This window comes from Streptomyces sp. NPDC050528 (assembly GCF_044457795.1).
Lineage (GTDB): Bacteria > Actinomycetota > Actinomycetes > Streptomycetales > Streptomycetaceae > Streptomyces.
Map to the genome: position 1 here is coordinate 53,489 of NZ_JBITHH010000019.1, position 23,613 is coordinate 77,101.

A 23,613-nucleotide genomic window follows, 5' to 3' on the forward strand; every position below is an offset into this window, starting at 1 on the left:
AGGTCTCAGCACTGGCGCCCGTACGCCAAGGGCTGAGCGGCGATCTTTAGGTGGTCGTGTTTGTCGGTTCGAATCCGACCGGGCGCACAAGGATGCCCCGCACCTTCGATTCGTAGGTGCGGGGCATTTCCGTGAAGTCAGTCCAACAACTCCCGAACCACCGGCACCAACGCCCGAAACGCCTTCCCCCGATGGCTGATCGCGTTCTTCTCTTCGGCCGTCAGCTCCGCGCAGGTTCGGGTCTCGCCCTCCGGCTGCAGGATCGGGTCGTAGCCGAAGCCGTTTGTGCCGACCGGCGTGTGGCGCAGCAGCCCCCGCAGCTGGCCCTCGACCACGCGTTCCGTGCCGTCCGGCAGGGCAAGTGCCGCCGCGCAGGCGAAGTGGGCGCCCCTGTGTTCGTCCGCGATGTCCGACAACTGGGCCAACAACAGGTCCAGGTTGGCCTGGTCGTCGCCGTGGGTGCCCGACCAGCGGGCCGAGAAGATGCCGGGGGCGCCGTTCAGGACGTCCACGCAGAGGCCCGAGTCGTCCGCCACTGCCGGGAGGCCCGTTGCCCGGGCCAGGGCGTGGGCCTTCAGGAGGGCGTTCTCCGCGAAGGTCACGCCTGTTTCCTTGACGTCGGGGATGTCGGGGTAGGACTCCGCGCCGACGAGGTCGTGGGGCAGGGCCGCGGCGGTGAGGATGGACCTCAGTTCGGTGATTTTGCCGGCGTTGCGGGTGGCGAGGATCAGGCGTGTCATGCCGTTCAGTATCCCAACCCCCACCCCGCACCTACGACGTGCAGACCTTCGTCAGTTCGCCCGCCGCGTCCGTCACCGGGCTGATGTCAGGTGTGTTGTCGCCGTTCTTGACCGCCGTACGGACGTTGTCGACGGCCGTGTTCAGGTGGTCCACCGCCTTGTTGACGTCCGCGTTGTCGGTCTTGTCGCCGATCTTGTCGAGGTCCTTCTCGATGGAGTTGAGGGACGCGTCGGTCTGGGTGGGGTCGTTCGCCGCGTTCTCCACGGCCTGTTGGAGGCCGGTGACGCTGTCGGCGATCGTGTCGGCGGTCTGGACGCAGTCGATCGCCTTGTCGACGGCGTCGCAGCCGGTGGCGAGTCCGGCGGTGAGGCCGATCGCCGCGACGGTGGCGGCTATGGCGATACGGCGGCGACTGCTGCGGCTTCGTCGGCTTGCGGCGGCCATCGTTCGGTGTCCTCCCCCTGGGTGGGCCTGCGCGGCCGTCCCCGTTTCCGTTCCGTATGCGTAGGGACGCGGGTGCGGGCCGCCGGGTTGCCCCCGCGGCCCGCCTCTCTTGGTACGTCCTTTACCCGGCCGGTCCAGCTTCTTACTTCTCCAGCGCGGCCTCAAGTGCCTTGCGCTGTACGGCGGCCAACTCGTCGCAGCCGGCGACCGCGAGGTCGAGGAGGGCGTTGAGTTCGTCGCGGGCGAAGGGCTCCGCCTCGGCGGTGCCCTGCACCTCGACGAAGCGGCCGTCGCCGGTGCAGACGACGTTCATGTCGGTCTCGGCGCGGACGTCCTCCTCGTAGCAGAGGTCGAGGAGCGGGACGCCGCCGACGATGCCGACGGAGACGGCGGAGACCGTGCCGGTGAGGGGCTGGCGGCCGGCCTTCACCAGCTTCTTCGTCTGCGCCCAGGTGATCGCGTCGGCCAGCGCGACGTACGCGCCGGTGATGGCCGCCGTACGGGTGCCGCCGTCGGCCTGGAGGACGTCGCAGTCGAGGACGATGGTGTTCTCGCCGAGGGCCTTGTAGTCGATGACGGCGCGGAGCGAGCGGCCGATGAGGCGGCTGATCTCGTGGGTGCGGCCGCCGATCTTGCCGCGGACGGACTCGCGGTCGCCGCGGGTGTTGGTGGCGCGGGGCAGCATGGAGTATTCCGCGGTGACCCAGCCCTCGCCGCTGCCCTTGCGCCAGCGGGGGACGCCTTCGGTGACGGAGGCGGTGCAGAAGACCTTCGTGTCGCCGAAGGAGACGAGGACGGAGCCCTCGGCGTGCTTGCTCCAGCCGCGTTCGATGGTGACGGGGCGGAGCTGTTCGGGGGTTCGGCCGTCGATGCGAGACATGGCGAAGAGCCTAGTCGTAGGTCCGGCCGGTACATGGGGGAAGGGGCTCCTCCCGCGACGGGAGGAGCCCCTCGGTGCAGCCGGCCGGCACCAGTGCGCCTAGTACGCGAAGCCGGGGATGATCCCCGCGCTTCACATCATGTCTTCGATGTCCGCCGCGATCGGGTCCGCGTCCGTGCCGATGACGACCTGGATGGCCGTGCCCATCTTGACGACGCCGTGGGCGCCGGCTGCCTTCAGGGCGGCCTCGTCGACGAGGGCCGGGTCCTTCACCTCGGTGCGCAGGCGGGTGATGCAGCCCTCGACCTCTTCGATGTTGTCGAGACCGCCGAGCCCGGCAACGATCTTCTCAGCCTTGGTGGCCATGTTGTTCTCTCCCTGATCCGAACCGCTTTGTCGCAGTAACCCACAGTTGGCCCAGCTTCGCGAGCGGTCATGTCGTGCGTGCCGAATGATGGTGACGATCACGTCGCCAACTGGTCTACACCACATTACCGAGAGGCGTCCATGAGTGCCGACAGTGCCGCCGCCCGACCTGGGCGCAGCTATTGGAGCACCCTGTTCCAGGGGCTGCAGAAGATGGGCCGCAGTCTCCAACTCCCCATCGCCGTACTGCCGGCGGCCGGCATCCTCAACCGGCTCGGGCAGCCGGACGTGTTCGGGGACGACGGGCTGGGGTGGACCAATGTCTCGAAGGTGATGGCGGGCGCGGGCGGGGCGCTGCTGGACGGGCAGTTGGGGCTGCCGCTGTTGTTCTGTGTGGGTGTCTCGATCGGGATGGCGAAGAAGTCGGACGGGTCGACGGCGCTGGCGGGGCTGGTCGGTTTCCTCGTCTACTACAACGTGCTGCGCCAGTTCCCGAAGGACTGCACGGGCGGCACGAACGCGGTTCCGGGCATCGGGTGCCAGGCCGCCGATCACTCGGTCTCGGCGTTCACGTACCAGAATCCCGGGGTGTTCGGCGGGATCGTGCTGGGGCTGCTGACCGCGTTCTTCTGGGCGCGGTTCCACCGTACGAAGCTGGTGGACTGGCTGGGCTTCTTCAACGGGCGGCGGCTGGTGCCGATCATCATGTCGTTCGTGGCGATCGCGGTCGCGGCGGTGGCGCTGTGGATCTGGCCGCCGATCGGCACCGGCCTTGAGCACTTCAGCGACTGGCTGAGCGCGCGGGGTGCGCTGGGTGCCGGGGTGTTCGGTCTGGCCAACCGGGCGCTGCTGGTCGTAGGGCTGCATCAGTTCCTGAACGTGCCCATCTGGTTCCAGTTCGGCAGTTTCACGAAGCCGGACGGGACGGTGGTGCACGGTGACATCAACATGTTCCTGGCGGGTGACCCGAACGCGGGGCAGTTCACCTCGGGGTTCTTCCCGATCATGATGTTCGCGTTGCCGGCGGCGGCGCTCGCGATCGCACACTGCGCGAAGCCGAGCCGTCGTAAAGAGGTCAGTGGTCTGATGCTCTCGGTGGCGCTGACGTCGTTCGTGACCGGTATCACCGAGCCCATCGAGTACTCGTTCCTGTTCATCGCGCCCCTCCTCTACGCGGTCCACGCGGTGTTGACCGGGGTGTCGATGGCGGTGACGTGGGGGCTGGGGGTGCACGACGGGTTCAGCTTCTCGGCGGGGCTGATCGACTACGCGATCAACTGGAACCTGGCGACGAAACCGTGGGCGATCATTCCGATCGGGCTGTGCTTCGCGGCGGTGTACTACGTCGTCTTCCGTTTCGCGATCACGAAGTTCGATCTGAAGACGCCGGGGCGGGAGCCGGAGGACGAGCGCGAGGACGTCACAAAAGCCTGACGGCACAAGGGAGTTGGGCCCTCGGACCATCGGTCCGGGGGCCTTTTGGCATGCGGGCGGGCGTGTACGTCGCGTAGCGATCCGGTCGCAGATTCAGCGGGTTCCTTTATGCGGACTTCATCTGCTACAACAGGTCTACACCACTGAGTGGTGTAGACCACCACCCGATGGAGGAAGTCCATGAGCACTGCCACCGCGCCAACGGCGGCACCCACGAAGAAGTGGGGATCCGGCCTGTTCCAGGGCCTGCAGAAGATCGGTCGCAGCCTACAGCTGCCGATCGCGGTGCTTCCGGCGGCGGGCATCCTGCTCCGGTTCGGCCAGGCCGACATCCACGACAAGCTGCATCTGCCGGACAAGGTGACGGCGGTCTTCGCCACCGCCGGTGGCGCGATCTTCGACAACCTGCCGCTGCTGTTCTGTATAGGTGTCGCGATCGGCTTCGCCAAGAAGTCCGACGGCTCCACCGCGCTCGCGGCGCTCGTCGGCTTCCTCGTCTACAGCAATGTGCTCAAGGCCTTCCCCGTCACCGACGCGAAGATCATGAAGGGCGCGGACATCGCCGCGACCTACAACAACCCCGGTGTCCTCGGCGGCATCATCATGGGTCTGCTCTCCGCGGTGCTGTGGCAGAAGTTCCACCGGACCAAGCTGGTCGACTGGCTCGGCTTCTTCAACGGCCGCCGTCTCGTCCCGATCATCATGGCGTTCGTCGGCACGATCATGGGTGTCTTCTTCGGCCTGATCTGGAAGCCGATCGGCGAGGGCATCTCGAACTTCGGTGAGTGGATCACCGGTCTCGGCGCGTTCGGTGCCGGTCTGTTCGGTCTGATCAACCGCGGTCTGATCCCGGTCGGCATGCACCAGTTCGTCAACTCGGTGGCCTGGTTCCAGATCGGCGACTACAAGGACTCCACGGGCGCCGTCGTCCACGGTGACCTGACCCGCTTCTTCGCCGGTGACCCGACCGCCGGACAGTTCATGTCGGGCTTCTTCCCCATCATGATGTTCGGCCTGCCGGCCGCCGCGCTCGCCATCGCGCACACCGCCCGCCCCGAGCGCCGCAAGGCCGTCACCGGCATGATGATCTCGCTCGCGCTGACGTCCTTCGTGACGGGCGTGACCGAGCCGATCGAGTTCTCGTTCATGTTCATCGCCCCGGTCCTCTACGCGATCCACGCGGTGCTGACCGCTCTGTCCATGGCGATCACCTGGGCCCTCGGCGTCCACGCGGGCTTCACCTTCTCCGCGGGCTTCATCGACTACGCCCTCAACTGGAACCTCGCCACCAAGCCCTGGCTGATCATCCCGATCGGTCTGGTCTTCGGCGCGATCTACTACTTCGTCTTCCGCTTCGCCATCACCAAGTGGAACCTCCCCACCCCGGGCCGCGAGCCCGAGGAGGAGATCGAGGACCTCACGAAGGCGTAGGTCCCCGTCCAACACCCGATGCCCGGCCCGGAGTTCGCCTCCGGACCGGGCATCGTCGCGTGTCGTGCCGGACCGCTCACACCGTGAGCACGATCTTTCCGCGCACCGAACGGCTCTCCGACTTGCGGTGCGCCTCGGCGGCCTCGGTCAGCGGCAGGGTCAGACCGACGCGGGTCTTCTTCTTCCCGGCGGCGACGTCGGCGAGGATCCGGGCCAGCAGCGCGCCGTCGGACTGCGCGCTGACGCGGCGTACGTCGACACCGCGCTCCGGTTCGGGGGCGGGCACGACCGCGATGACGACGAAGACACCGCCGTCGCGCACGGCGTGGACCAGGTCACCGCCGATACCGGCCGGGTCCACGACGACGTCGACCCCGCCGGGCACCAACTTGCGTACGGCGGCGGCGAGTTCCCCGGCGTCGCCCGCCCGGCCGAGGACGAGGTCGGCGCCGAGACCCTCGACGTACTTCTCGTCCCCCTCCGACGCCACGGCGACGACCTTGGCACCGCGCCCGGCCGCGTGCTGGACCGCCCATCCGCCGATCGCGCCGCTCGCCCCGGTGACCAGGACGGTCTGCCCGGCGGCGAGCCCGCCCAGGTCGAGGGCCTGCCAGGCGGTCTCGGCGGTGATCGGGAGGGACGCCGCCGTGATGTCGTCGACCCCGGCGGGGATCTCCGCCAGGTGAGCGGGGTCGATGGAGACGACCTCGGCGTACGTGCCCTCCTGGTCGACGAACCAGGGCGCGAGCCCCGCGACCCGAGTACCCGGGGCGAACGGTCCGTCGCCGTCGACGACCGTGCCGGCGAGGTCCGCGCCGAGAATGAACGGCGGTGCCAGATCGGGCAGCACCTGGCGCAGCCATCCCGCACGGGCCGCGAGGTCCGCCGGGTTCACGGAGGTCGCCGCCACCCGCACCCTGACCCGTCCGGCGCGCGGCGCGGGTTCGGGGATCTCGGTCACGGTGAGCACCTCGGGCCCGCCGAAGTCGTACTGCTGAATCGCTTTCATCACAGCCCCTTCTCCACGGGATCCGAGTTGCCGCGAGATCCGCTTCTAATTGCTTGCGGAAGCAACATTACGACGATGAACTTGCTCCCGCAAGCGGTACGCCGGAAAAGGGGCGGCCACTCAGAAGCTGTCACCGCCGAGCGCCTCCAGGAAGACCTCCGGGTTCCAGTACTCGCGGTAGGAGACGACGAGCCCGTCGCGGAAGGTCACGAAGGTCGCGTAACTCATGGTGTAGGGATTGCCGTTGGAGACCACGCTGCCGATGAGGTCGGGGTAGCCGCGCAGGTAGTCGTAGAGCGCCGCGCGCCCCTCGATCCGGGTCGGCGACCCTTCCGGGGCGAACGGGAATTCGGCGACGACGCGCGGCAGCCGGTCGCGGTGAGCGCCCGGGCACGGCAGAGCCCCTCGCAGCCGGAAGAGAACGGCGGGCTGCGAGGGGCTCTGTCAGATTTCGTACGACGCCCTCGGCGCCGCCAGTTCCACCGGGCCGGCGTAGGCCTCGCGAGCGTCGGCCAGGTTCGCCTGGGGGTCCGTCCACGGGGGGATGTGGGTGAGGACCAGGCGGCGGACGCCGGCGCGGGTCGCCGTCTCGCCGGCCTCGCGGCCGTTGAGATGGAGGTCCGGGATGTTCTCCTTGCCGTGCGTGAACGCGGCCTCGCACAGGAACAGGTCGGTGTCCCGGGCGAGTTCGTCGAGGGACTCGCTCACCCCCGTGTCGCCGGAGTACGTCAGGGACCGCCCGCCGTGCTCGACGCGGATGCCGTACGCCTCGACGGGGTGGCGGACCCGCTCGGTGTGCACGGTGAAGGGGCCGATGTCGAACGTGGACGGCTTCACCGTGTGGAAGTCGAAGACCTCGCTCATCGAGGAGGCGGTGGGGGTGTCGGCGTAGGCCGTGGTCAGACGGTGTTCGGTGCCTTCGGGGCCGTAGACCGGGATGGGGTCGCAGCGGCCGCCGTCGTGGCGGTAGTAGCGCGCGACGAAGTACGCGCACATGTCGATGCAGTGGTCGGCGTGCAGATGGCTGAGGAAGATCGCGTCGAGGTCGTAGAGACCGCAGTGGCGCTGCAGCTCGCCAAGGGCGCCGTTGCCCATGTCGAGGAGCAGCCGGAAGCCGTCGGCCTCTACGAGGTAGCTCGAACAGGCCGATTCCGCGGACGGGAACGACCCCGAGCAGCCGACGACGGTGAGCTTCATAAAGCAGAAACCTCCGCTGGCGGGAACTTCTGGAGTTGGGTGACGGGGGTCGTGCGGTCCGTCGAGCGTAAGGCGCAAAAGGGCCGGTCGCTCCTCCGCCAAGGGCTGTTGTGGGGGAACTCACCTGTGGTGTCACCGGTTCGGCTGGAACCGGGGCGCGTGGGGTCTGTAAGAGGGCGCGCGGCCTTGTTTGCGCGCCGGTACGGTCGTTCGTATGAACACGTACTGGTGGCTCGGGCTTGCGGCTGTGGTGTTGCTGGCGTTGGTCGCCACGCTCGTCGACGGGTGGGGGCGGGGGTCGTCCCGACGGGTGCGGGGGGATCGGCCTCGGCCCGCTGAGATCTGGTGGGCGAATGTGCCCTACGAGGATCAACCCGGGGCGGCCAAGGATCGGCCTTGTCTGGTGTTGGCGGTGCGGGGGCGGAAGGTCACCGTCGCGAAGATCACCAGCAAGTATCACGATGGGCGGGGTGGGGTAATTCCCTTGCCGCCGGGGGCCGTTGGCGATTCTCGGGGGCGGGCCAGCTACTTGGAGACCGACGAGTTGAGGAAGGTGTCGGTGTCTGAGTTCCGGCGGAAGGTTGGGGTGGTGGACCCGGTCCTTTGGGATCAGGTCCGTCACCTCAGCGGCTAACGGTTGTACGTCGGGTGCGGGTCGGTGGGGGCTGGTCGCGCAGTTCCCCGCGCCCCTACGCCAACTGCCCCTAGGCCCTTTTCGTCATGCCCAGAGTTGGCCCTGGAGCGTCTTGATGGCCTCTTCTGTCGTGGGCGCCGTGTAGACGCCCGTCGACAGGTACTTCCAGCCGCCGTCTGCCACCACGAACGCGATGTCCGCGGGCTCCCCCGCCGCTACGGCCTTCTTGCCGACGCCGATTGCCGCATGGAGGGCGGCGCCTGTGGAGACGCCGGCGAAGATGCCCTCTTGTTGGAGGAGTTCTCGGGTTCGGGTTACCGCATCGGCCGAGCCGACCGAGAAGCGGGTGGTGAGGACCGAGGCGTCGTAGAGCTCGGGGACGAAGCCCTCGTCCAGGTTGCGGAGGCCGTAGACCAGGTCGTCGTAGCGCGGCTCGGCGGCGACGATCTTCACGTCCGGCTTGTGTTCGCGGAGGTAGCGGCCTACGCCCATCAACGTGCCCGTGGTGCCGAGGCCCGCTACGAAGTGGGTGATCGACGGGAGGTCGGTGAGGATCTCCGGGCCCGTTGTCGCGTAGTGGGCGCCCGCGTTGTCCGGGTTGCCGTATTGGTAGAGCATCACCCAGTCCGGGTGTTCCGCGGCGAGTTCCTTCGCTACGCGGACTGCCGTGTTGGAGCCGCCCGCCGCAGGGCTGGGGATGATGTCCGCGCCCCACATGTTGAGCAGGTCGCGGCGTTCCTGGGAGGTGTTCTCGGGCATCACGCAGACCATGCGGTAGCCCTTGAGCTTGGCCGCCATGGCCAAGGAGATGCCGGTGTTGCCCGAGGTCGGCTCCAGGATCGTGCAGCCGGGGGTCAGGCGGCCGTCCTTCTCCGCCTGTTCGATCATGTGCAGGGCCGGGCGGTCCTTGACCGAGCCGGTCGGGTTGCGGTCCTCCAGCTTGGCCCAGATGCGGACGTCGGTGGACGGCGAGAGCCGCGGCAGGCGCACCAGAGGGGTGTTGCCCACCGCGGCCAGCGGGGAGTCGTAACGCATCGACGATCAGGCCATGCCGCCGGCGACGGCCGGCAGGATCGTGACGTTGTCGCCGTCCGACAGCTTGGTGTTGATGCCGTCGAGGAAGCGGACGTCCTCGTCGTTCAGGTACACGTTGACGAAGCGGCGCAGTTCGCCGCCGTCCACGATGCGGGCCTGGATGCCCGCGTGCCGGGTTTCGAGGTCGGCGAAGAGCGCGGCGAGGTTCTCACCGGCACCCTCGACGGCCTTCTGGCCGTCGGTGTAGGTGCGGAGGATGGTGGGGATGCGGACCTCGATGGCCATGGCAAGGGGCTCCTGTCGGAAGCGGAAAGGGTCTGGTCTCGGTGGGCGCGCGGCACGATCGTGAGCGCGCCTCGGCGTGCGGCCGTACGGCGACTGCGCCGCGGGTCAACAGATGGCGCTGCTGAGCCGGCACAGGTCGACGTGCAGCCGCGCCACGAGCAGTGTGCCCGGCGCCTTGTCGCTCACGTCGAGAAGAACCATGGGCTCATCGTATCGATTCCCTGTCCGGTCCTCGGTAGGGGATCTCACACTTCGGACGGATTTCATCCGGAGTACGAGATCAGGACCGCTTCAGGGTCGTGTACAGGGCCGGATCAGGACCCGATCAGTACGACTCCACCACCTTGACGTCCTCCTCCGTGACCTCGCCTTCCACGATCTGGTACGAGCGGAACTGGAAGGGGCCCGCTTCGTCGGAGTCGGCGGTGGAGACGAGGACGTAGTGGGCGCCGGGTTCGTTGGCGTAGGCGATGTCGGTGCGGGAGGGGTAGGCCTCGGTCGCCGTGTGGGAGTGGTAGATGATCACCGGCTCCTCGTCGCGGTCGTCCATGTCGCGGTAGAGCTTCAGCAGGTCCTGCGAGTCGAACTCGTAGAACGTGGGCGAGCGGGCCGCGTTCAGCATCGGGACGAAGCGCTCGGGGCGGCCCTCGCCCACCGGGCCCGCGACGACTCCGCACGCCTCGTCGGGGTGGTCCGCGCGCGCGTGGGCGACGATCTGGTCGAAGAGGGCCTGGGTGATGGTCAGGGTCGGCATGGTCGTCAGGATAAGCAGAAGGGCCGTCCTGTACCGAGTGGTGGTACAGGACGGCCCACATGGTGAAAGCGCGTGGCTAGCCGACCTTCTCGAACTCCGGGGTACGGCGCTCGGTGACCTGCGGGTTGCGGATCTTGAGGGCGATCCAGCCGGCGCCCAGGGCGATGGTCCAGCCGGCCATGACGTAGAGGCAGACGCGGGAGTCGGGGTCGTAGGCGATGAGGCCCGTGACGAAGAGGAGGAACGCGATGGCCACGTAGGAGAACTTCGCGCCGCCCGGGGCCGGGAAGGACGAGGCCGGGAGGCGGCCCGCGTCGACCGCGCGGCGGTAGAGGACGTGGCTGATCAGGATCATCAGCCAGGTCCAGATGCCGGCGGCGGTGGCGACCGAGGTGACGTAGCCGAACGCCTTCTCCGGGACGACGTAGTTGAGGACCACGCCGATGCCCATGAAGGCGACGGAGATCGTGATGCCGGTCGCCGGGGTCTTGGAGGCGGAGAGCTTGCTGAAGACCTTGGGGGCCTCGCCGTTGTCCGCGAGGGTGCGGAGCATGCGGCCCGTGGAGTACATGCCCGAGTTGCAGGAGGAGAGGGCCGCGGTGAGGACTACGAAGTTGACGATTCCGGCGCCTGCGGGGATGCCGATCTTCGCGAACGCCTCGACGAACGGGCTGACGCCCGGGGCGAATTCGGTCCACTTGACGACGCAGAGGATGACCGTGAGGGCGCCGACGTAGAAGAGGGCGATGCGCCACGGGAGGGTGTTGATCGCCTTGGGGAGGGTCTTCTCCGGGTTCTCGGACTCTCCCGCGGTGACGCCGACCAACTCGACCGCCAGGTAGGCGAACATGACGCCCTGGAGGGTCATCAGGGAGGAGCCGATGCCCTTGGGGAAGAAGCCGTCGAACTGCCAGAGGTTGGCGACCGAGGCGGTGTCACCGGCGCTGCTGAAGCCGAAGGTGAGGACGCCCAGGCCGATCACGATCATGCCGATGAGCGCGGTGACCTTGACCATCGAGAACCAGAACTCGATCTCGCCGAACAGCTTCACCGAGATCAGGTTGGCCACGAAGAGGATGACGAGGAAGGCGAGCGCGGTCACCCACTGGGAGACGGCGGGGAACCAGTAGTTGACGTAGATGGCGGCGGCCGTGAGCTCGGCCATGCCGGTCACCACCCACATCAGCCAGTACGTCCAGGCGGTGAAGTAGCCGAAGAACGGGCCGAGGAACTCGCGCGAGTACTCCGCGAAGGAGCCCGACACCGGGCGGTACAGGAGCAGTTCGCCGAGCGCCCGCATGATGAAGAAGATGATCACGCCCGCGAGGGCGTACATGAGGATGAGGCTGGGACCGGCCTTGGCGATGTTCGCCCCGGCTCCCAGGAACAGTCCGACGCCGACGGCGCCGCCGATCGCGATCATCTGGACCTGACGGCTGCCGAGCCCGCGCTCGTACCCCTCCTCGGGGGTCTTGTCCGTCTCGTCGACCTGAGCGGAGGTCATGTGTGTGGTGCGCCTTTCTCCGAATCCCCCCATGGACTGGAGCTGCCCGGCCGAGGTCCGTCGGCCGTACGGCGAACCCGGCGGGACATGGGTGGCGTCCGCCGGGCGTCGTGAAGATTTATCACGGTCGCAATGGTGATCGAAGGGGATGTCTGTGGCGCACACCACAGGAAGAAGCGGACAAAAAGATGCGACGGCCAGCATTCCTGGCCGTCGCGGTGACGTGATCGTTATCCGGATTTGAGCGTCCTCTGAGCGAACTCCGATCGAACTCCGAGGGACCGGAAGAGCGGCTGCTCCGGTCAGCGCAGCAGGGTGTTGACCAGGGTCTCCTGGAGGCCGCCCAGCCAGAGGTACGCCATCACCATCGGCTTGCGCGGGTCCTCGTCGGGGAGCCGGTAGAGGTCGTCGGTGTCGTCCTCGTCGGTGATGTCGAGGCGTGAACCGATCGCCAGGCGCAGGTCGTTGAGCGAGCCGAGCCACTGCCGGGACTCCTCGGCGGTGAGCTTGAGGATCGCGCCGCCGTCGCCGCCGGGGGTGAGGGAGTCGAGGGTGCGGACCACCGCGAGGGCGTTCTCGCGCTTGCCTGCGCGCAGGTCGTTCTCGGTGAAGCGGCGGAACTCGGCGGAGTGCGCCATCCGTTCCTCCGCGTCCTGCGGGGAGTCGGGGGCCTGCTCCGGGTCGGTGTACGCGTCCGGGAACAGGCGCCGGAGCACCGGGTCGGCGGGTGGTTCACTCGGGCCCTCGGCGAAGAGTTCGGCGAGGGGGTCGTCGGAGGCGTCCTCGCCCGGTCCTGGCCCGATCAGCTCAAGGAGCTGCACGGCCAACGACCGGATGATGGAGATCTCGACGTCGTCGAGCGCGACGGCCGCGCCGCCGCCGGGGAGCGGTTCGAAGTGTCCTGGCATCGGGATGGGTCGCTACTTCCGGTCCTGCTGGAGGGTGGCCCACAGACCGTAGCCGTGCATCGCCTGCACGTCGCGTTCCATCTCCTCGCGGCTTCCGCTGGAGACGACCGCGCGGCCCTTGTGGTGGACGTCGAGCATGAGCTTGTGGGCCTTGTCCTTGGAGTAGCCGAAGTACGTCTGGAAGACGTACGCGACGTAGCTCATGAGGTTGACCGGGTCGTTGTGCACGATCGTGACCCAGGGGACGTCCGGCTCGGGTACGGCGAAGACCTCCTCCGCCGACTCGGTGCGTTCGATCTCCAGGGGTGCGGGTGACGTCACCCGGCCCATGCTGCCACCAGAAGGGGGCCTCCGCACAAATGGACCCCACAAATCGTCAGAGTGACGAGATGGGAGTAGCATCACTCGTCATGAACACAGCGGACCTTGGGCTGCCGGTGGACGTTCCCTCGACGGCGCTCTTCACCGACCACTACGAGCTGACGATGCTGCAGGCCGCCCTCAAAGCGGGGACGGCGGACCGGCGTTCGGTCTTCGAGGTCTTCACCCGCCGGCTGCCCGAAGGGCGGCGCTACGGCGTCGTCGCGGGCACCGGACGCGTCCTGGACGCGGTGGAGAACTTCCGGTTCGACGCGGACGTCCTCGGCTTCCTGCGCGAGCGGAACGTCGTCAACGAGGAGACCCTGGAGTGGCTCGCCGCGTACCGCTTCAGCGGTGACGTCTGGGGCTACCCGGAGGGCGAGGTGTACTTCCCGGGCTCGCCGATCATGCGCGTGGAGGGCTCGTTCGCCGAGTGCGTGCTGCTGGAGACGGTGATCCTCTCCATCCTCAACCACGACTCCGCGATCGCGGCCGCCGCCTCCCGCATGGCCTCCGCCGCCGGCGACCGCCCGCTGATCGAGATGGGCGCCCGCCGCACCCACGAACTCGCCGCCGTCGCCGCCTCCCGCGCGGCCTACGTCGGCGGTTTCGCCACCACGTCCGACCTCGCGGCCGGCTTCCGCTACGGCATCCCCACCGTCGGCACCTCCGCGCACGCCTTCACCCTGCTCCACGACAACGAACGCGACGCGTTCCAGGCCCAGGTGGACTCGCTGGGCCGCAACACCACGCTGCTCGTCGACACGTACGACGTAACCGAGGCCGTCCGTACGGCAGTTGAGGTCGCCGGGCCCGAACTCGGCGCCGTCCGCATCGACTCGGGCGACCTGCTGCTCGTCGCGCACCGGGTGCGGCAGCAGTTGGACGAGCTGGGCGCCGTCAACACGAAGATCGTGGTGACCTCCGACCTCGACGAGTACGCCATCGCCTCGCTGGCGGCGGCGCCGGTCGACGCGTACGGCGTCGGCACCCAGCTGGTGACCGGGTCCGGGCACCCGACCTGCTCGATGGTCTACAAGCTGGTCGCCCGTGCCGAGTCCGCCGATCCGAAGGCGCCGTTGGTGCCGGTCGCGAAGAAGTCGAGCGGGGGCAAGACGTCGATCGGCGGGCGCAAGTGGGCGGCACGGCGGGTCGACGGCGACGGGGTCGCGGAGGCCGAGGTCATCGGCACCGGTGCGGTCCCCGCCGAACTGGCCGACCGGCAGCTGCTGGTGGAGCTGGTCAAGGGCGGCGAGGTCGTCGCACGCGAACCGCTGGACGTCGTACGGGACCGGCATGCGGTCGCCCGGGGCAACCTGCCGTTGTCGGCGACCCAGTTGTCGCGCGGGGAGGCCGTGATTCCCACGGAGTACGTACATCTGCGGTCGGGTAGTTAAGACCCGCACGAAAATCAGGGGTACGCCCTCCCGTAGTGCCGCCGGAGTCTCTAGGCTCGAATCTCACTCACTGTCGAAGGACACCACCATGCGCCGCGCCTTGATCGTCGTTGACGTGCAGAACGACTTCTGCGAAGGGGGCAGTCTCGCGGTGGCCGGGGGTGCGGATGTGGCCGCCGCCGTCACCGAGTTGATCGGGCAGGCGCCTGCCGGGTACCGGCATGTCGTGGCCACCCGGGACCACCACATCGCGCCCGGTGGGCACTTCGCCGACAACCCCGATTACGCCCGGTCCTGGCCCGCGCACTGTGTCGCGGGTACGGAGGGGGTGGGTTTTCACCCGAACTTCGCGCCTGCGGTTGCCTCTGGGGCGATCGATGCGGTGTTCGACAAGGGGGCGTATGCGGCGGCGTACAGCGGGTTCGAGGGGCGGGACGAGAACGGGGTTTCGCTTGGGGACTGGTTGCGGGCTCGGGAGATCGACGAGGTGGATGTGGTCGGGATCGCCACCGATCACTGTGTGAAGGCGACGGCGTTGGATGCGGTGCGGGAGGGGTTCCGTACGCAGGTGTTGCTTGATCTGACGGCCGGGGTGGCGAAGGAGACGACGGACCGCGCGCTGGAGGAACTGCGCGCGGCCGGGGTTGAGTTGACCGGGAAACCCGTCGTCTAGTTGTTCTTTGTGTGCGCGCCGGTGGGGGCTGGTCGCGCAGTTCCCCGCGCCCCTTCAGGGGCGCTGCTGCTTGCCGGGTGTTGGCGGCTCAGGCTTTCGCCCTCGATGTCCACGTTCGGGAGCAGGCGGTCCAGCCAAGCCGGTAGCCAGGAGATGCGGTCGCCCAGGATTGCCAGGACCGCCGGTACGAAGGCCATCCGCACGACGAACGCGTCGAAGAGGACGGCGATCGCGAGGCCGAAGCCGATCATCTTGATCATGGAGTCGCCGGCCGTGATGAAGCCCGCGAAGACGGAGATCATGATGAGGGCGGCGGCGGTGACGACGCGGGCGCTGTAGCGGAACCCGGTCGCGATCGAGGCGTGGGCCGCGCTGCCGTGGACGTAGGCCTCGCGGATGCGGGAGACGAGGAAGACCTCGTAGTCCATCGCGAGGCCGAAGACGATGCCCACCAGGAAGATCGGCATCAGGCTCATGATCGGGCCGGTGCTCTCCACGCCCAACAGGCTTGCGCCCCAGCCCCATTGGAAGACCGCGACCACGCAGCCCAGGGCGGCGAGCACCGAGAGCAGGAAGCCGACCGCCGCCTTGATCGGGATGACGATCGAGCGGAACACCAGGAGCAGGAGCAGTACCGCCAGGCCCACGACCACGATCAGGTACGGGACCAGGGCGCCGCTGACCTTCTGGGCCACGTCGATGTTCAGGGCGGTGGTGCCGGTTACCTCGAAGGTCGTGCCGGGGGCCGCCGATTCGATCGCGGGACGGTCGTCGCGGATCGTGTGGACGAGGTCTACGGTCTTCTCGCTCGTCGGCGCCTCGGCGGGTACGGCGGTGAACAGGGCTGTGTTGCCGGTGGAGTTGAAGCGGACGGGGGTTACCGACACCACGCCCGGTACCGCCGCGATCCGTCGCTCCACCGTGGCTGCTGCGGCCTTGGGGTGGGCGGAGTCCGTGAGGTCCACTACGACCGTCAGGGGGCCGTTGAAGCCGGGGCCGAACGCCTTGGCGAGGTCGTCGTAGGCCCGGCGTTCCGTGGTCGCGGTGGACTTGGCCTCGTCGCCGGACTGGCCGAGTTGGAGCCCGAGAACGGGGAGCGCCAGGACCACCAGGCCCACGACCGTGCCGCACAGGACCGGCCAGGGGTGACGCAGGACGAACCCGGCCCAGCGGCTGCCCATGTTGCCGGCCACGCCCTGGATGCGGCGGCCGGTGGTCTTGTAGCGGCGGGAGAGGACCGCGCGCGGCCAGAAGCCGAGCAGGGCGGGGACGAGGGTCAGCGCGATGAGCACGGCGAGGGCGACCGCCGCGGCCGCGCACAGGCCCATCTTGGTGAGGAGCGGGATGCCTACGACCGAGAGGCCGGCGAGGGCGATGACGACCGTGAGGCCCGCGAAGACGACCGCCGAGCCCGCGGTGCCGACGGCGAGGCCCGCGGCTTCCTCGGTGGTGTGGCCGTTGGCGCGTTCCTCGCGGTAGCGGAAGACGACGAACACCGCGTAGTCGATGCCGCAGGCCAGGCCGAGCATGGTGGCGAGGGTGCCGGTCGTGTCGGAGAGGCCGAGGGTGGCGGCGAGCGTGGTGATCGCGGTCATGGAGATGGCGACGCCGAGGAGCGCGGTGAGCAGCGGGAGTCCGGCGGCGGCGAGTGATCCGAAGGTGATCAGCAGCACTACGGCGGCGATGCCGACACCGATGACCTCGCCGACGCCGCCGGCGGCGGGCTGGGCGGCGAGCGCGGTGCCGCCGATCTCTACGGTGAGGCCGGAGGCGCGGGCCTGTTGCGCCGCGTTTCTGAGGTTGTTCTTGGCGGCGTCGGTGAGGTCGTTGGCCTGCACGGTGTACGTGATCGTCGAGTACGCCGTCGTCGCGTCCTTGCTGACCGCGCCCGCCTGGAAGGGGTTCACGGCGCTCGCGACCTGCGGTCCGCCGGAGACCTCGTCGACGAGCCGGACCACGGCCGCGCGGTCGGTACCGGTGGTGATCTTCTGTCCGCCGGGGGCGACGAACACCACGCGGGCCACGGCGCCGTCCGCCTGCGCGCCGGGGAAGCGCTGCTGGATCAGGTCGAAGGCGCGCTGGGACTCGACACCCGGGGTGGAGAAGGTGGTGGCGGGGGCTTCGGCGGCCTTGCTGGAGGCGAAGCCGAGGGCCGCGAGGATCACGACCCAGAAAACGGTCACGTACCAGCGCCGGCGGAAGGCCAGGCGCCCCAGGCGGTAGAGGACGGTAGCCACGAACGGCCTCCGGCGGTCTAGGCTGCCCCGAGCCATCCCAGGATGGGGGCGATGGGCCTGGTCCGCCTGTCGGGGGTCCTGGTGCGTCGTCTCGTCGTCTGCGGGCCCGGTGGGGGCTGGTCGCGCAGTTCCCCGCGCCCCTTAAAGGCAGCCCCTTCGGGGCGTGCCACCGCGTGGGCACCGTAGACGGACCGTGCCAGCCCCCACCGGGCCGCAGGCGACACACGACCCCGCTACGCCGAGGCCGCAGGCCTCCGGAGCAGCGCCCTGATCGGATGCCACAGTTCCTGCGGCAGCTCCGGCCCCGGGATCACGACAGCGTTGTCAGACGCAGGGGCCGTACGCCATATCAGACCGTCGGGGTGGTGCAGGACCGCCGTGATCTCGTCCGGCGTCGGCGGCTCCGCGTTGCCGCGCAGGTAGACGGCCCGCATTCCGAGGTTACGGAGCCGGGTCAGAGCCCGGGCGCGGTTGCGTGCGTGGACGAGAACGCGGACGCAGCCGTCACCCTGGGCGCTGGGTCTGGGCAGGTTCAACGCCACCACCACGCTGCCGGTCGGCAGCCTGCAGAAACCTCCTGCGGACAATGCGGTCACACCCCCTGGCGGGTCGTAGTCGAGGTCGGTGTCAATAAGCCAAGCACAGGACGCACCTAAACACGGATCGGCGGCGACCCGCCAGGGGGTCACCGCCGATACGTTTCTGACCTGCGCTTTTACCGACTACTTCGCCGAGGGGCCGACCTGGAGGCTCACCGTCGAGCCGCCGTGCGACTCCTTGGTGATCTTGATCCGGGTGTTGGTGTCAGTGATCTTGACACCGGCCGTCGGGTTCGACGTGTCGTAGTAGGTCGACTTGCCGTCGTCGAAGACGGGAACGCCCGGCTGCGACTTGATCTTGGTGGCGACGTCCGCGTTGTGCAGCGTCATCGAGTCCGTCCGGTCCAGGCCGAACGGCGAGTCGTAGGCCTGCACACGGTTGCGCATCAGCGTGCCGTTGGACCACTTCAGCTGCGTCGGGTGCGAGTCGATCGGCAGGATCAGACCCGTGCCGGGGTGCTCGCTGGTGTTGTCGTCCGCCTGCGAGGTGTCCCACTTCCAGATCAACAGGCCGTTCTGGTAGGCGTAGTGCTCCACCCAGTCCGGACGGGTCGTCGAGAAGCCGAAGTTGTACGGACCGACCTTCAACACCTTGTCGTACGACACGTATTGACGGTTCTCGGCGATGTAGTACTGCGGGTAGTCATCCGTGAAGGACGCGCCGATGCGCGAGAAGCCCTTCGCCGTCCACGCGGCGTCGGCCGTCTCGGCGTTGTCGGAGAAGAGGGCGGTGCCGTCGGCGGTCACGGTGATCTCGTCGGCCGTGAAGCCCTTCTGCGCCACCCCGCTGTCCGTCTGGTAGCGGAAGCGGACGTCGATCTTCTGACCCGCGTAGGCGTCCAGCGGGTACGTCAGCTTCTGGTACGCCGCCGCCGTGCCGGTGAGCGCCGGGTTGCCGCTGCCGTCACGCGGGATGGCGGAGCCGTCGGCCAGCGTGCCGTCGATCGGGATCCAGCTCGTGCCGCCGTTGGTGGACACCTCGGTGTAGAGGTAGTCGTAGTCCTGCTCGGCGTCGTACCAGCCGTCCAGCGTGAGCGCGGCGGACGTCTTGCCCGTCAAGTCCACTGTGCGGGAAAGGGTGTTGCTCAGGTCGTTGCCGCTGCCGCTCCACCACTGCGTGGCACCCTGCGCGGGGGCGATCACGTCGGTGGTGACCTCCTTCTCGGGCAACTGCACCACGAGAGCCTGGGGGTTCTTGGTGTTGTACTCCGCGACGCCCAGCGTGTGCTTCGACTTGGTGCCGGCCTTGGCCACGTCGTAGTCCAGCCAGCCCAGTTGGAGCTTGTCCCAGGCGTTCATGTCGCCGGGCAGGTCGCCGATGGCTTCCTTGCCGGTGCCGAGCCAGGAGCCGGACGACATCAGCGTCCAGAAGCCGGTGGAGTTCTCGCCGCCCGCGGTGTCGTACTCGTCGGGCAGGCCGAGGTCGTGGCCGTACTCGTGGGCGTAGACGCCGAGTCCGCCGTTCTCCGGCTGGATGGTGTAGTCGCCGACCCAGACGCCGGTGTCGCCGACCTGGGTGCCGCCGAGCTTGTTGGTGTCCGGGCCGGTGGCGCCGGCGTCGGTGCCGAAGGCGTACCAGCGGTGGGCCCAGATCGCGTCCTCGCCCTGCGCGCCGCCGCCGGCGGACTCGTCCTCACCGGCGTGCACGATCTGGAAGTGGTCGATGTAGCCGTCGGGCTCGTTGAAGTTGCCGTCGCCGTCGTAGTCGTAGCGGTCCCACTGGTCGAACTGGGCCAGCTCCGTCTTGATCTCGGCGGCCGTGTCACCGGCGGCCTCGCGCTGGGCGACCCAGGCGTTGACGCCGTCCTGCACCGCGTACCAGGCGCCGGTGGAGGCCTTGTTGGAGCCGTAACGGGCCTCGTTGTAGGGGACCTTGACCCAGTCGGTGACCTCGCCGTCGACCGAGTAGCGGCCCGAGGACTGCTTCTCGTAGTACTTCTTGAGCGACTCGGTGTTCTTGCCGGTGCCGAAGTACAGGTCCTGGAAGTGCGCCTGGTTGTAATCCGCCTGCCAGGCCGTCGAGTTGTCCTTCGCCCGGTCGGGCGCGGCTATCTGGTTGTGCAGCGGGCCGACGGTGCCGCCGTAGCGGCTGTCGACCTGGTCGCCGAACTCGACCAGGATCGTGAAGATCTTGTCGGTCTTCTCCCGGCTCAGTTCGACGTACTTGCTCTTGCCGCCCTTGCTCTTGAGCTGGACGACCTTCGAGCCGTTGCGGTCCTTGACCGAGGCCTTGCCGGCGATGACCTCGTTCAGGGCCTCCTGGCGCTGCGCGTCCTGCGTCTTGCTCAGCGGGCCGTCGAGGTCGTGCTCCTTCTGTGCGACCGGTGCCGGGTCGTGCCGGTCGACAGTGGTGGCCTTGGCCGAGGTGTTGGCCTCCGCCACGGCGAACGTCGAGAACGTGGCGGTGGCCGCCGCGAGGGCCACGCCCACCGCGGCCGCTCTGAACGTCCAGGGTCTGCTGGTCACTTGAGGTCCTCCCCTGCGCACACTCGACCGCGCGGAAGGGGGGGTCCTGGAGTCATGGAGGTCCGCGCGCCGTGAACGCGTGATAGTCAAGTGACGTTATTTGACTAGAGGTTTACGGGAAAAGACAGACCTTGACTTGGACAGGACAAGTGCACTATGCGAAGCCGGGGTCCGCTTTACGGACATCCGCGGCCGCCTCGTCCATCGCTCAACAGGCGCGTGCATCCGTCCACTTGGTGGACGGTATGACTCCGTGCGCCCCCCATGCTCCGGAGCTGTGTGTTAGGTCATGCTTACTGCACGTTCCACTCGGGCATGCAGGCGAATAGAGTCGCTTGGCGGAACGCCAGGAACCGGCGGAAAACCAGGCCGACATCCTTGTCGCACCCCCTTTTCACAGCCTCCCCTCCATCGCCTAACGAGGACTCGATTGCCATGCCTCGTCCGACCGCCGCACAGCTCGCCTACGGTTCGTTCACCGTGATCTTCTCGACCCTCGCCATGCTGCTGCTGTCACAGACGAACTCGGGTCTGGGGATCGCGGTCGTCGCATGCGCGGCCCTCGCCCTCGGACTGCTCGTCTCCCTGACGGTGCCGCAGCCGAAGACCCGCGCCGCGGCAGCCGCCCAGGCCGCCTCCCCGACCGCGGCCCCGGCCGCTCCCCCGCAGCGCGTACCGGTGCCGGTACGGCGGGAGACCGTGTCCGCCGCCGCCTCGTCGTCCGCGGAGCCGGTACGGGAGCGGAGCACTCCCTAGACCAAGCACAAGGCCAAGTGCCGCCCCGGCAACGCGAATCGGCGGGTCCGCAGAACACGGACCCGCCGATTCGCTGTGTACACCCGGGAGTTGCGTCACCGGTCACCTCAACGTGTGCTGACCACCACGGTCTTGGCGGCCTTGTCGTGCAGCCCCTGCTTGTACGGCTTGTCGAAGAAGCTCCAACCACCGCTGATCGCCGTCCAGATGCAGGCGCAGCAGAACGCGAACGGGATCCACAGCACCGCCGCGCGGATCAGGTTGGTCTGCACGGACGGCGTCGACCCGTTGTCGAGGTTGGCCACCCGCAGGCCCATCCACCGCTTGCCCAGCGTCTGCCCCGACTTGGCCGTCATCACGGTGTCGTAGCCGATGTAGAGCACGGCCGCGACGAGCGACTGGCCGAGCGACTTGGCGTACGACGTGCCGTTGGAGCCGACGTCGTACTCGTGGACGCCGAAGGCCCAGGTGACCAGCCAGACGACGATGCCGACGAGGATCAGGTCGATGATCCGGGCAAGCGTGCGCCGGCCGCTGTCGGCGAGCGGGGGCATGCCGGCGAGCGGGTCGCTGGGGTAGGAGCCGCCGCCGTAGGGGTCACCGCCACCGCCGCCGTACGGAGGGGGCTGCGGAGGCTGGTTGCCGTAGGACTGGTCGTACGGTGAGCCCGACCCCTGGCCAGGAGGGGGCTGCTTCCTGAACGGGTCGTCTTCCGGCGGCTGCTGGCCGGAGCCCGGAGGCGGTTCGGTGCTCATGGCCCGAGTCGACCGCGAACCGCCCCGCTCCGCATCCGGCGAGCGGCCGTCCGAGGTACGGAATCAGGTACCCCGGACGCCGTATGCCCCTATGCCGCTACGAACGTATGTGCGGCCTTGTCGTGCCAGCACTGGCGCCAGGGCCGGTCGAACAGACACCAGGCGACACCGATGATCCCGATGCCGAGCAGCCCGGGGACGCTGTAGACGAGCCAGCGGCGCAGCGCCCCGCCGAAGCCGGGCGGCTCGTGGCTCTCGATGCCCCGGACCTCGATCCCGCAGAGCTTCTTGCCCAGGGTGCGGCCCCACTTGGCGGTGGGCAGCGCCTCGTAGAGGACGCCGAAGAGGAGGAGGACGGCGAGGACGATGCCCAGGTAGGCGGACGTGGTGCCGTCCAGCAGCCAGACCGTCTCGGTACGGCCGGAGAGCTTGGCCGCGTCGATCTTCTCGTTGAGGTGGTCCACGGCCTTGGTGCCCAGCGGTACGGCGGCCGCGGCGGTGACCGCGCCGAGCACGACGGTGTCGATCAGCCGCGCGGCCAGCCGCTTCCCGAGCCCCGCGGGCCGCGCCGCCGACTGCCGCCGGGCCGCCGCCTGGAACACGTCCTCCACGGGTGGCTTCCAGGGCGCCACGGGCGCTTCCTCGTCCCCCGCCAGCCGGTGCACCTGCTGCGCCCAGGAGGGCTGCCCGCCACCGGGCCCGGCGGCCATGGGCGTACCCACGGCGGCGCCCTGCGGCTGCGCCGGGCCGGACTGCTGGGGAACGCCGGGGGCGGGCTGCTGGGGGCCGGAGAGGGCCGTAGGAGCGGCGGGGGCGGAGGCGGGCGCCCCGGTGCCGGTGCCCGCCTGAGCCTGCGCGGCGCGGGCGGCGGCGGCCTTGCCGGCACCGAAGCCGGGGCCGGAGGGGTCGGCGGAGGGGGTGTTGCCGACGGGGGAGTTTCCGACAGGGATGTTTCCGGCGGGGTGGTGGGGACCGAAGTCACCGGCCGCCGGACCCTGCGCGGAAAAGCCCCCCGCGCCCCCGCCCTGCGCCCCCGGCGCCCCGCCCTGTTGCGGCGTGCGCGGGGTCGGGCGGCGGAAAGTGGTCGTGCCCTCGTCGGTGACCGGGGTCGACGGGGACGGGATGTCCCCTCCCCCGGTGTTCGGGCGACGGAAGACGAAGGTGCCGGGGTTGGGCGCTTCCTCCGGAGAGGCCGTCGCCGAACCGTCCGGGTGGGCCGGGGTGTCCGCGGGGACCCTCGGGTCCGCGGGCGTTCTCGGGTCCGGGGAGCCCCAGGAGACGCGGCGGTCCTGGTCGCCGCCGAAACCGCTCTGGTGGGCCCGGTCCGCGCCCCACGCCGCCGCCGGCTCAGGGCGGCTGCCGTGCTGGGCGTCCGCCGGGTTCACCCGGTTGTCCGGCGCCGGGTCCTCGTCGAAGAAGTGCGGCCCGGTCTCCTCGACCGACTGGCCCTGTTGGCCCGGACCGCCCGGCGCGGCGAGCGGCAGGCCGTCCGACGGCGCCGGGCGGCTGGTGCCCGGCACCCAGGCCGCGCCGTTCCAGTACCGGACGTATCCAGGAATGGACGGGTCCGGGTAGTACCCCTCGCGGGGCCTGTCGTCACCGGGTGCCGGGGTTGGGGCGCTCATGTCCGTCGTCCCGTATCTGCTCGTAGGTCACATGGGGGTGTCCACATCTATCAGACCCGTGCGACCCCCACTGCCCGTCCCGCCGGACCCACCCCTTTCCGGGCAACCTCGTGCACGGAGTCC

24 protein-coding genes and 1 tRNA gene are annotated in these 23,613 nt (G+C 69.0%); 7 read left to right on the top strand and 18 right to left on the bottom strand.

Annotated features, from left to right (window positions below; translation table 11 throughout):
* Positions 1–14: 14 nt before the first annotated feature.
* Positions 15–87 (top strand) — tRNA-Leu (locus ACIBK4_RS45355).
* Positions 88–137: 50 nt separating this feature from the next.
* Here the strand turns inward: ACIBK4_RS45355 and rdgB are convergent.
* The 4 genes from rdgB to ACIBK4_RS45375 all read right to left on the bottom strand — a co-directional run bounded on the left by rdgB (position 138) and on the right by ACIBK4_RS45375 (position 2,557).
* Entirely contained in the window at positions 138–740 is a 603-nt protein-coding gene (gene rdgB, locus ACIBK4_RS45360) for an RdgB/HAM1 family non-canonical purine NTP pyrophosphatase (protein ID WP_399005149.1), read from the bottom strand.
* A 31-nt stretch (positions 741–771) separates the two neighbouring features.
* On the bottom strand, positions 772–1,185 hold the full coding sequence (locus ACIBK4_RS45365) for a hypothetical protein (protein ID WP_399005151.1): 414 nt from the start codon (positions 1,183–1,185) through the stop codon (positions 772–774).
* 142 nt (positions 1,186–1,327) lie between these two features.
* Positions 1,328–2,065, bottom strand: coding sequence for a ribonuclease PH (gene rph / locus ACIBK4_RS45370; RefSeq protein ID WP_399005153.1), 738 nt, complete (start codon positions 2,063–2,065; stop codon positions 1,328–1,330).
* Between the two features lie 132 nt (positions 2,066–2,197).
* Positions 2,198–2,557, bottom strand: coding sequence for a glucose PTS transporter subunit EIIB (locus tag ACIBK4_RS45375; protein WP_399005155.1), 360 nt, complete (start codon positions 2,555–2,557; stop codon positions 2,198–2,200).
* A gap of 15 nt (positions 2,558–2,572) precedes the next feature.
* On the opposite strand from ACIBK4_RS45375, the gene ACIBK4_RS45380 reads away from it, so the two are divergent.
* Together ACIBK4_RS45380 and ACIBK4_RS45385 are read left to right on the top strand one after the other, a co-directional pair.
* Entirely contained in the window at positions 2,573–3,865 is a 1,293-nt protein-coding gene (locus ACIBK4_RS45380; protein WP_399005157.1) for a PTS transporter subunit EIIC, read from the top strand.
* A 180-nt stretch (positions 3,866–4,045) separates the two neighbouring features.
* Entirely contained in the window at positions 4,046–5,296 is a 1,251-nt protein-coding gene (locus ACIBK4_RS45385; RefSeq protein ID WP_399005159.1) for a PTS transporter subunit EIIC, read from the top strand.
* A 76-nt stretch (positions 5,297–5,372) separates the two neighbouring features.
* On the opposite strand, the gene ACIBK4_RS45390 is transcribed toward ACIBK4_RS45385, so the two are convergent.
* Both ACIBK4_RS45390 and ACIBK4_RS45395 read right to left on the bottom strand, forming a co-directional pair.
* Entirely contained in the window at positions 5,373–6,305 is a 933-nt protein-coding gene (locus ACIBK4_RS45390) for an NADP-dependent oxidoreductase (RefSeq protein WP_399005161.1), read from the bottom strand.
* A gap of 444 nt (positions 6,306–6,749) precedes the next feature.
* Positions 6,750–7,502 carry an MBL fold metallo-hydrolase gene (locus ACIBK4_RS45395; protein WP_399005163.1) on the bottom strand — a complete coding sequence of 251 codons (753 nt, stop codon included), beginning with the start codon at positions 7,500–7,502 and terminating at the stop codon, positions 6,750–6,752.
* Positions 7,503–7,716: 214 nt separating this feature from the next.
* On the opposite strand from ACIBK4_RS45395, the gene ACIBK4_RS45400 reads away from it, so the two are divergent.
* Positions 7,717–8,136, top strand: coding sequence for a type II toxin-antitoxin system PemK/MazF family toxin (locus ACIBK4_RS45400; RefSeq protein ID WP_399005165.1), 420 nt, complete (start codon positions 7,717–7,719; stop codon positions 8,134–8,136).
* A gap of 84 nt (positions 8,137–8,220) precedes the next feature.
* On the opposite strand, the gene ACIBK4_RS45405 is transcribed toward ACIBK4_RS45400, so the two are convergent.
* The 7 genes from ACIBK4_RS45405 to clpS all read right to left on the bottom strand — a co-directional run bounded on the left by ACIBK4_RS45405 (position 8,221) and on the right by clpS (position 12,952).
* Complete coding sequence (locus ACIBK4_RS45405) at positions 8,221–9,171, bottom strand: PLP-dependent cysteine synthase family protein (RefSeq protein ID WP_399005167.1); 951 nt, start codon at positions 9,169–9,171, stop codon at positions 8,221–8,223.
* Between the two features lie 6 nt (positions 9,172–9,177).
* Complete coding sequence (locus ACIBK4_RS45410) at positions 9,178–9,456, bottom strand: MoaD/ThiS family protein (RefSeq protein WP_266769135.1); 279 nt, start codon at positions 9,454–9,456, stop codon at positions 9,178–9,180.
* A 105-nt stretch (positions 9,457–9,561) separates the two neighbouring features.
* Positions 9,562–9,657, bottom strand: a complete 96-nt coding sequence (locus ACIBK4_RS45415; protein WP_019056721.1) for a putative leader peptide — start codon at positions 9,655–9,657, stop codon at positions 9,562–9,564.
* A gap of 124 nt (positions 9,658–9,781) precedes the next feature.
* Positions 9,782–10,210, bottom strand: a complete 429-nt coding sequence (locus ACIBK4_RS45420) for a Mov34/MPN/PAD-1 family protein (RefSeq protein ID WP_399005170.1) — start codon at positions 10,208–10,210, stop codon at positions 9,782–9,784.
* Between the two features lie 76 nt (positions 10,211–10,286).
* Complete coding sequence (locus ACIBK4_RS45425) at positions 10,287–11,714, bottom strand: amino acid permease (protein WP_399005172.1); 1,428 nt, start codon at positions 11,712–11,714, stop codon at positions 10,287–10,289.
* 302 nt (positions 11,715–12,016) lie between these two features.
* Complete coding sequence (locus tag ACIBK4_RS45430) at positions 12,017–12,622, bottom strand: DUF2017 domain-containing protein (protein WP_033286043.1); 606 nt, start codon at positions 12,620–12,622, stop codon at positions 12,017–12,019.
* Positions 12,623–12,634: 12 nt separating this feature from the next.
* Complete coding sequence (clpS, locus tag ACIBK4_RS45435) at positions 12,635–12,952, bottom strand: ATP-dependent Clp protease adapter ClpS (protein WP_019056726.1); 318 nt, start codon at positions 12,950–12,952, stop codon at positions 12,635–12,637.
* Between the two features lie 80 nt (positions 12,953–13,032).
* Between clpS and ACIBK4_RS45440 the strand changes: the two genes are divergently transcribed.
* Together ACIBK4_RS45440 and ACIBK4_RS45445 are read left to right on the top strand one after the other, a co-directional pair.
* A complete protein-coding gene (locus tag ACIBK4_RS45440) occupies positions 13,033–14,379 on the top strand; it encodes a nicotinate phosphoribosyltransferase (protein ID WP_033286042.1) in 1,347 nt (448 codons plus the stop codon).
* A gap of 88 nt (positions 14,380–14,467) precedes the next feature.
* Entirely contained in the window at positions 14,468–15,052 is a 585-nt protein-coding gene (locus ACIBK4_RS45445) for an isochorismatase family protein (protein WP_399005175.1), read from the top strand.
* On the opposite strand, the gene ACIBK4_RS45450 is transcribed toward ACIBK4_RS45445, so the two are convergent.
* From ACIBK4_RS45450 to ACIBK4_RS45460, 3 genes are all read right to left on the bottom strand, one after another.
* Positions 15,049–17,289, bottom strand: a complete 2,241-nt coding sequence (locus tag ACIBK4_RS45450) for an MMPL family transporter (RefSeq protein WP_399005177.1) — start codon at positions 17,287–17,289, stop codon at positions 15,049–15,051. The genes ACIBK4_RS45445 and ACIBK4_RS45450 overlap by 4 nt on opposite strands.
* A gap of 233 nt (positions 17,290–17,522) precedes the next feature.
* Complete coding sequence (locus ACIBK4_RS45455; RefSeq protein WP_399005179.1) at positions 17,523–17,876, bottom strand: hypothetical protein; 354 nt, start codon at positions 17,874–17,876, stop codon at positions 17,523–17,525.
* Positions 17,877–18,011: 135 nt separating this feature from the next.
* The gene (locus ACIBK4_RS45460) at positions 18,012–20,354 is read right to left on the bottom strand and encodes an immune inhibitor A domain-containing protein (RefSeq protein ID WP_399005181.1); all 2,343 of its coding nucleotides are present in this window, start codon (positions 20,352–20,354) and stop codon (positions 18,012–18,014) included.
* A 435-nt stretch (positions 20,355–20,789) separates the two neighbouring features.
* On the opposite strand from ACIBK4_RS45460, the gene ACIBK4_RS45465 reads away from it, so the two are divergent.
* Positions 20,790–21,110 carry a hypothetical protein gene (locus ACIBK4_RS45465; RefSeq protein ID WP_399005183.1) on the top strand — a complete coding sequence of 107 codons (321 nt, stop codon included), beginning with the start codon at positions 20,790–20,792 and terminating at the stop codon, positions 21,108–21,110.
* A 107-nt stretch (positions 21,111–21,217) separates the two neighbouring features.
* On the opposite strand, the gene ACIBK4_RS45470 is transcribed toward ACIBK4_RS45465, so the two are convergent.
* Positions 21,218–21,865, bottom strand: coding sequence for an RDD family protein (locus ACIBK4_RS45470; protein WP_399005185.1), 648 nt, complete (start codon positions 21,863–21,865; stop codon positions 21,218–21,220).
* A gap of 89 nt (positions 21,866–21,954) precedes the next feature.
* On the bottom strand, positions 21,955–23,490 hold the full coding sequence (locus ACIBK4_RS45475; RefSeq protein ID WP_399005187.1) for an RDD family protein: 1,536 nt from the start codon (positions 23,488–23,490) through the stop codon (positions 21,955–21,957).
* Positions 23,491–23,613 lie beyond the last annotated feature (123 nt).

Excerpts from the sequence above, each read along its gene's own strand:
- ACIBK4_RS45415 (WP_019056721.1), bottom strand. The coding sequence starts at position 9,657 with ATGGTTCTTCTCGACGTGAGCGACAAGGCGCCGGGCACACTGCTCGTG.
- ACIBK4_RS45385 (WP_399005159.1), top strand. The coding sequence starts at position 4,046 with ATGAGCACTGCCACCGCGCCAACGGCGGCACCCACGAAGAAGTGGGGA.
- ACIBK4_RS45395 (WP_399005163.1), bottom strand. The coding sequence starts at position 7,502 with ATGAAGCTCACCGTCGTCGGCTGCTCGGGGTCGTTCCCGTCCGCGGAA.
- ACIBK4_RS45400 (WP_399005165.1), top strand. The coding sequence starts at position 7,717 with ATGAACACGTACTGGTGGCTCGGGCTTGCGGCTGTGGTGTTGCTGGCG.
- ACIBK4_RS45430 (WP_033286043.1), bottom strand. The coding sequence starts at position 12,622 with ATGCCAGGACACTTCGAACCGCTCCCCGGCGGCGGCGCGGCCGTCGCG.
- ACIBK4_RS45445 (WP_399005175.1), top strand. The coding sequence starts at position 14,468 with ATGCGCCGCGCCTTGATCGTCGTTGACGTGCAGAACGACTTCTGCGAA.
- ACIBK4_RS45470 (WP_399005185.1), bottom strand. The coding sequence starts at position 21,865 with ATGAGCACCGAACCGCCTCCGGGCTCCGGCCAGCAGCCGCCGGAAGAC.
- clpS (WP_019056726.1), bottom strand. The coding sequence starts at position 12,952 with ATGGGCCGGGTGACGTCACCCGCACCCCTGGAGATCGAACGCACCGAG.
- ACIBK4_RS45420 (WP_399005170.1), bottom strand. The coding sequence starts at position 10,210 with ATGCCGACCCTGACCATCACCCAGGCCCTCTTCGACCAGATCGTCGCC.
- ACIBK4_RS45410 (WP_266769135.1), bottom strand. The coding sequence starts at position 9,456 with ATGGCCATCGAGGTCCGCATCCCCACCATCCTCCGCACCTACACCGAC.
- ACIBK4_RS45440 (WP_033286042.1), top strand. The coding sequence starts at position 13,033 with ATGAACACAGCGGACCTTGGGCTGCCGGTGGACGTTCCCTCGACGGCG.
- ACIBK4_RS45390 (WP_399005161.1), bottom strand. The coding sequence starts at position 6,305 with ATGAAAGCGATTCAGCAGTACGACTTCGGCGGGCCCGAGGTGCTCACC.
- ACIBK4_RS45425 (WP_399005172.1), bottom strand. The coding sequence starts at position 11,714 with ATGACCTCCGCTCAGGTCGACGAGACGGACAAGACCCCCGAGGAGGGG.
- ACIBK4_RS45365 (WP_399005151.1), bottom strand. The coding sequence starts at position 1,185 with ATGGCCGCCGCAAGCCGACGAAGCCGCAGCAGTCGCCGCCGTATCGCC.
- ACIBK4_RS45405 (WP_399005167.1), bottom strand. The coding sequence starts at position 9,171 with ATGCGTTACGACTCCCCGCTGGCCGCGGTGGGCAACACCCCTCTGGTG.
- ACIBK4_RS45465 (WP_399005183.1), top strand. The coding sequence starts at position 20,790 with ATGCCTCGTCCGACCGCCGCACAGCTCGCCTACGGTTCGTTCACCGTG.
- ACIBK4_RS45375 (WP_399005155.1), bottom strand. The coding sequence starts at position 2,557 with ATGTGGTGTAGACCAGTTGGCGACGTGATCGTCACCATCATTCGGCAC.
- ACIBK4_RS45380 (WP_399005157.1), top strand. The coding sequence starts at position 2,573 with ATGAGTGCCGACAGTGCCGCCGCCCGACCTGGGCGCAGCTATTGGAGC.
- rph (WP_399005153.1), bottom strand. The coding sequence starts at position 2,065 with ATGTCTCGCATCGACGGCCGAACCCCCGAACAGCTCCGCCCCGTCACC.
- rdgB (WP_399005149.1), bottom strand. The coding sequence starts at position 740 with ATGACACGCCTGATCCTCGCCACCCGCAACGCCGGCAAAATCACCGAA.
- ACIBK4_RS45475 (WP_399005187.1), bottom strand. The coding sequence starts at position 23,490 with ATGAGCGCCCCAACCCCGGCACCCGGTGACGACAGGCCCCGCGAGGGG.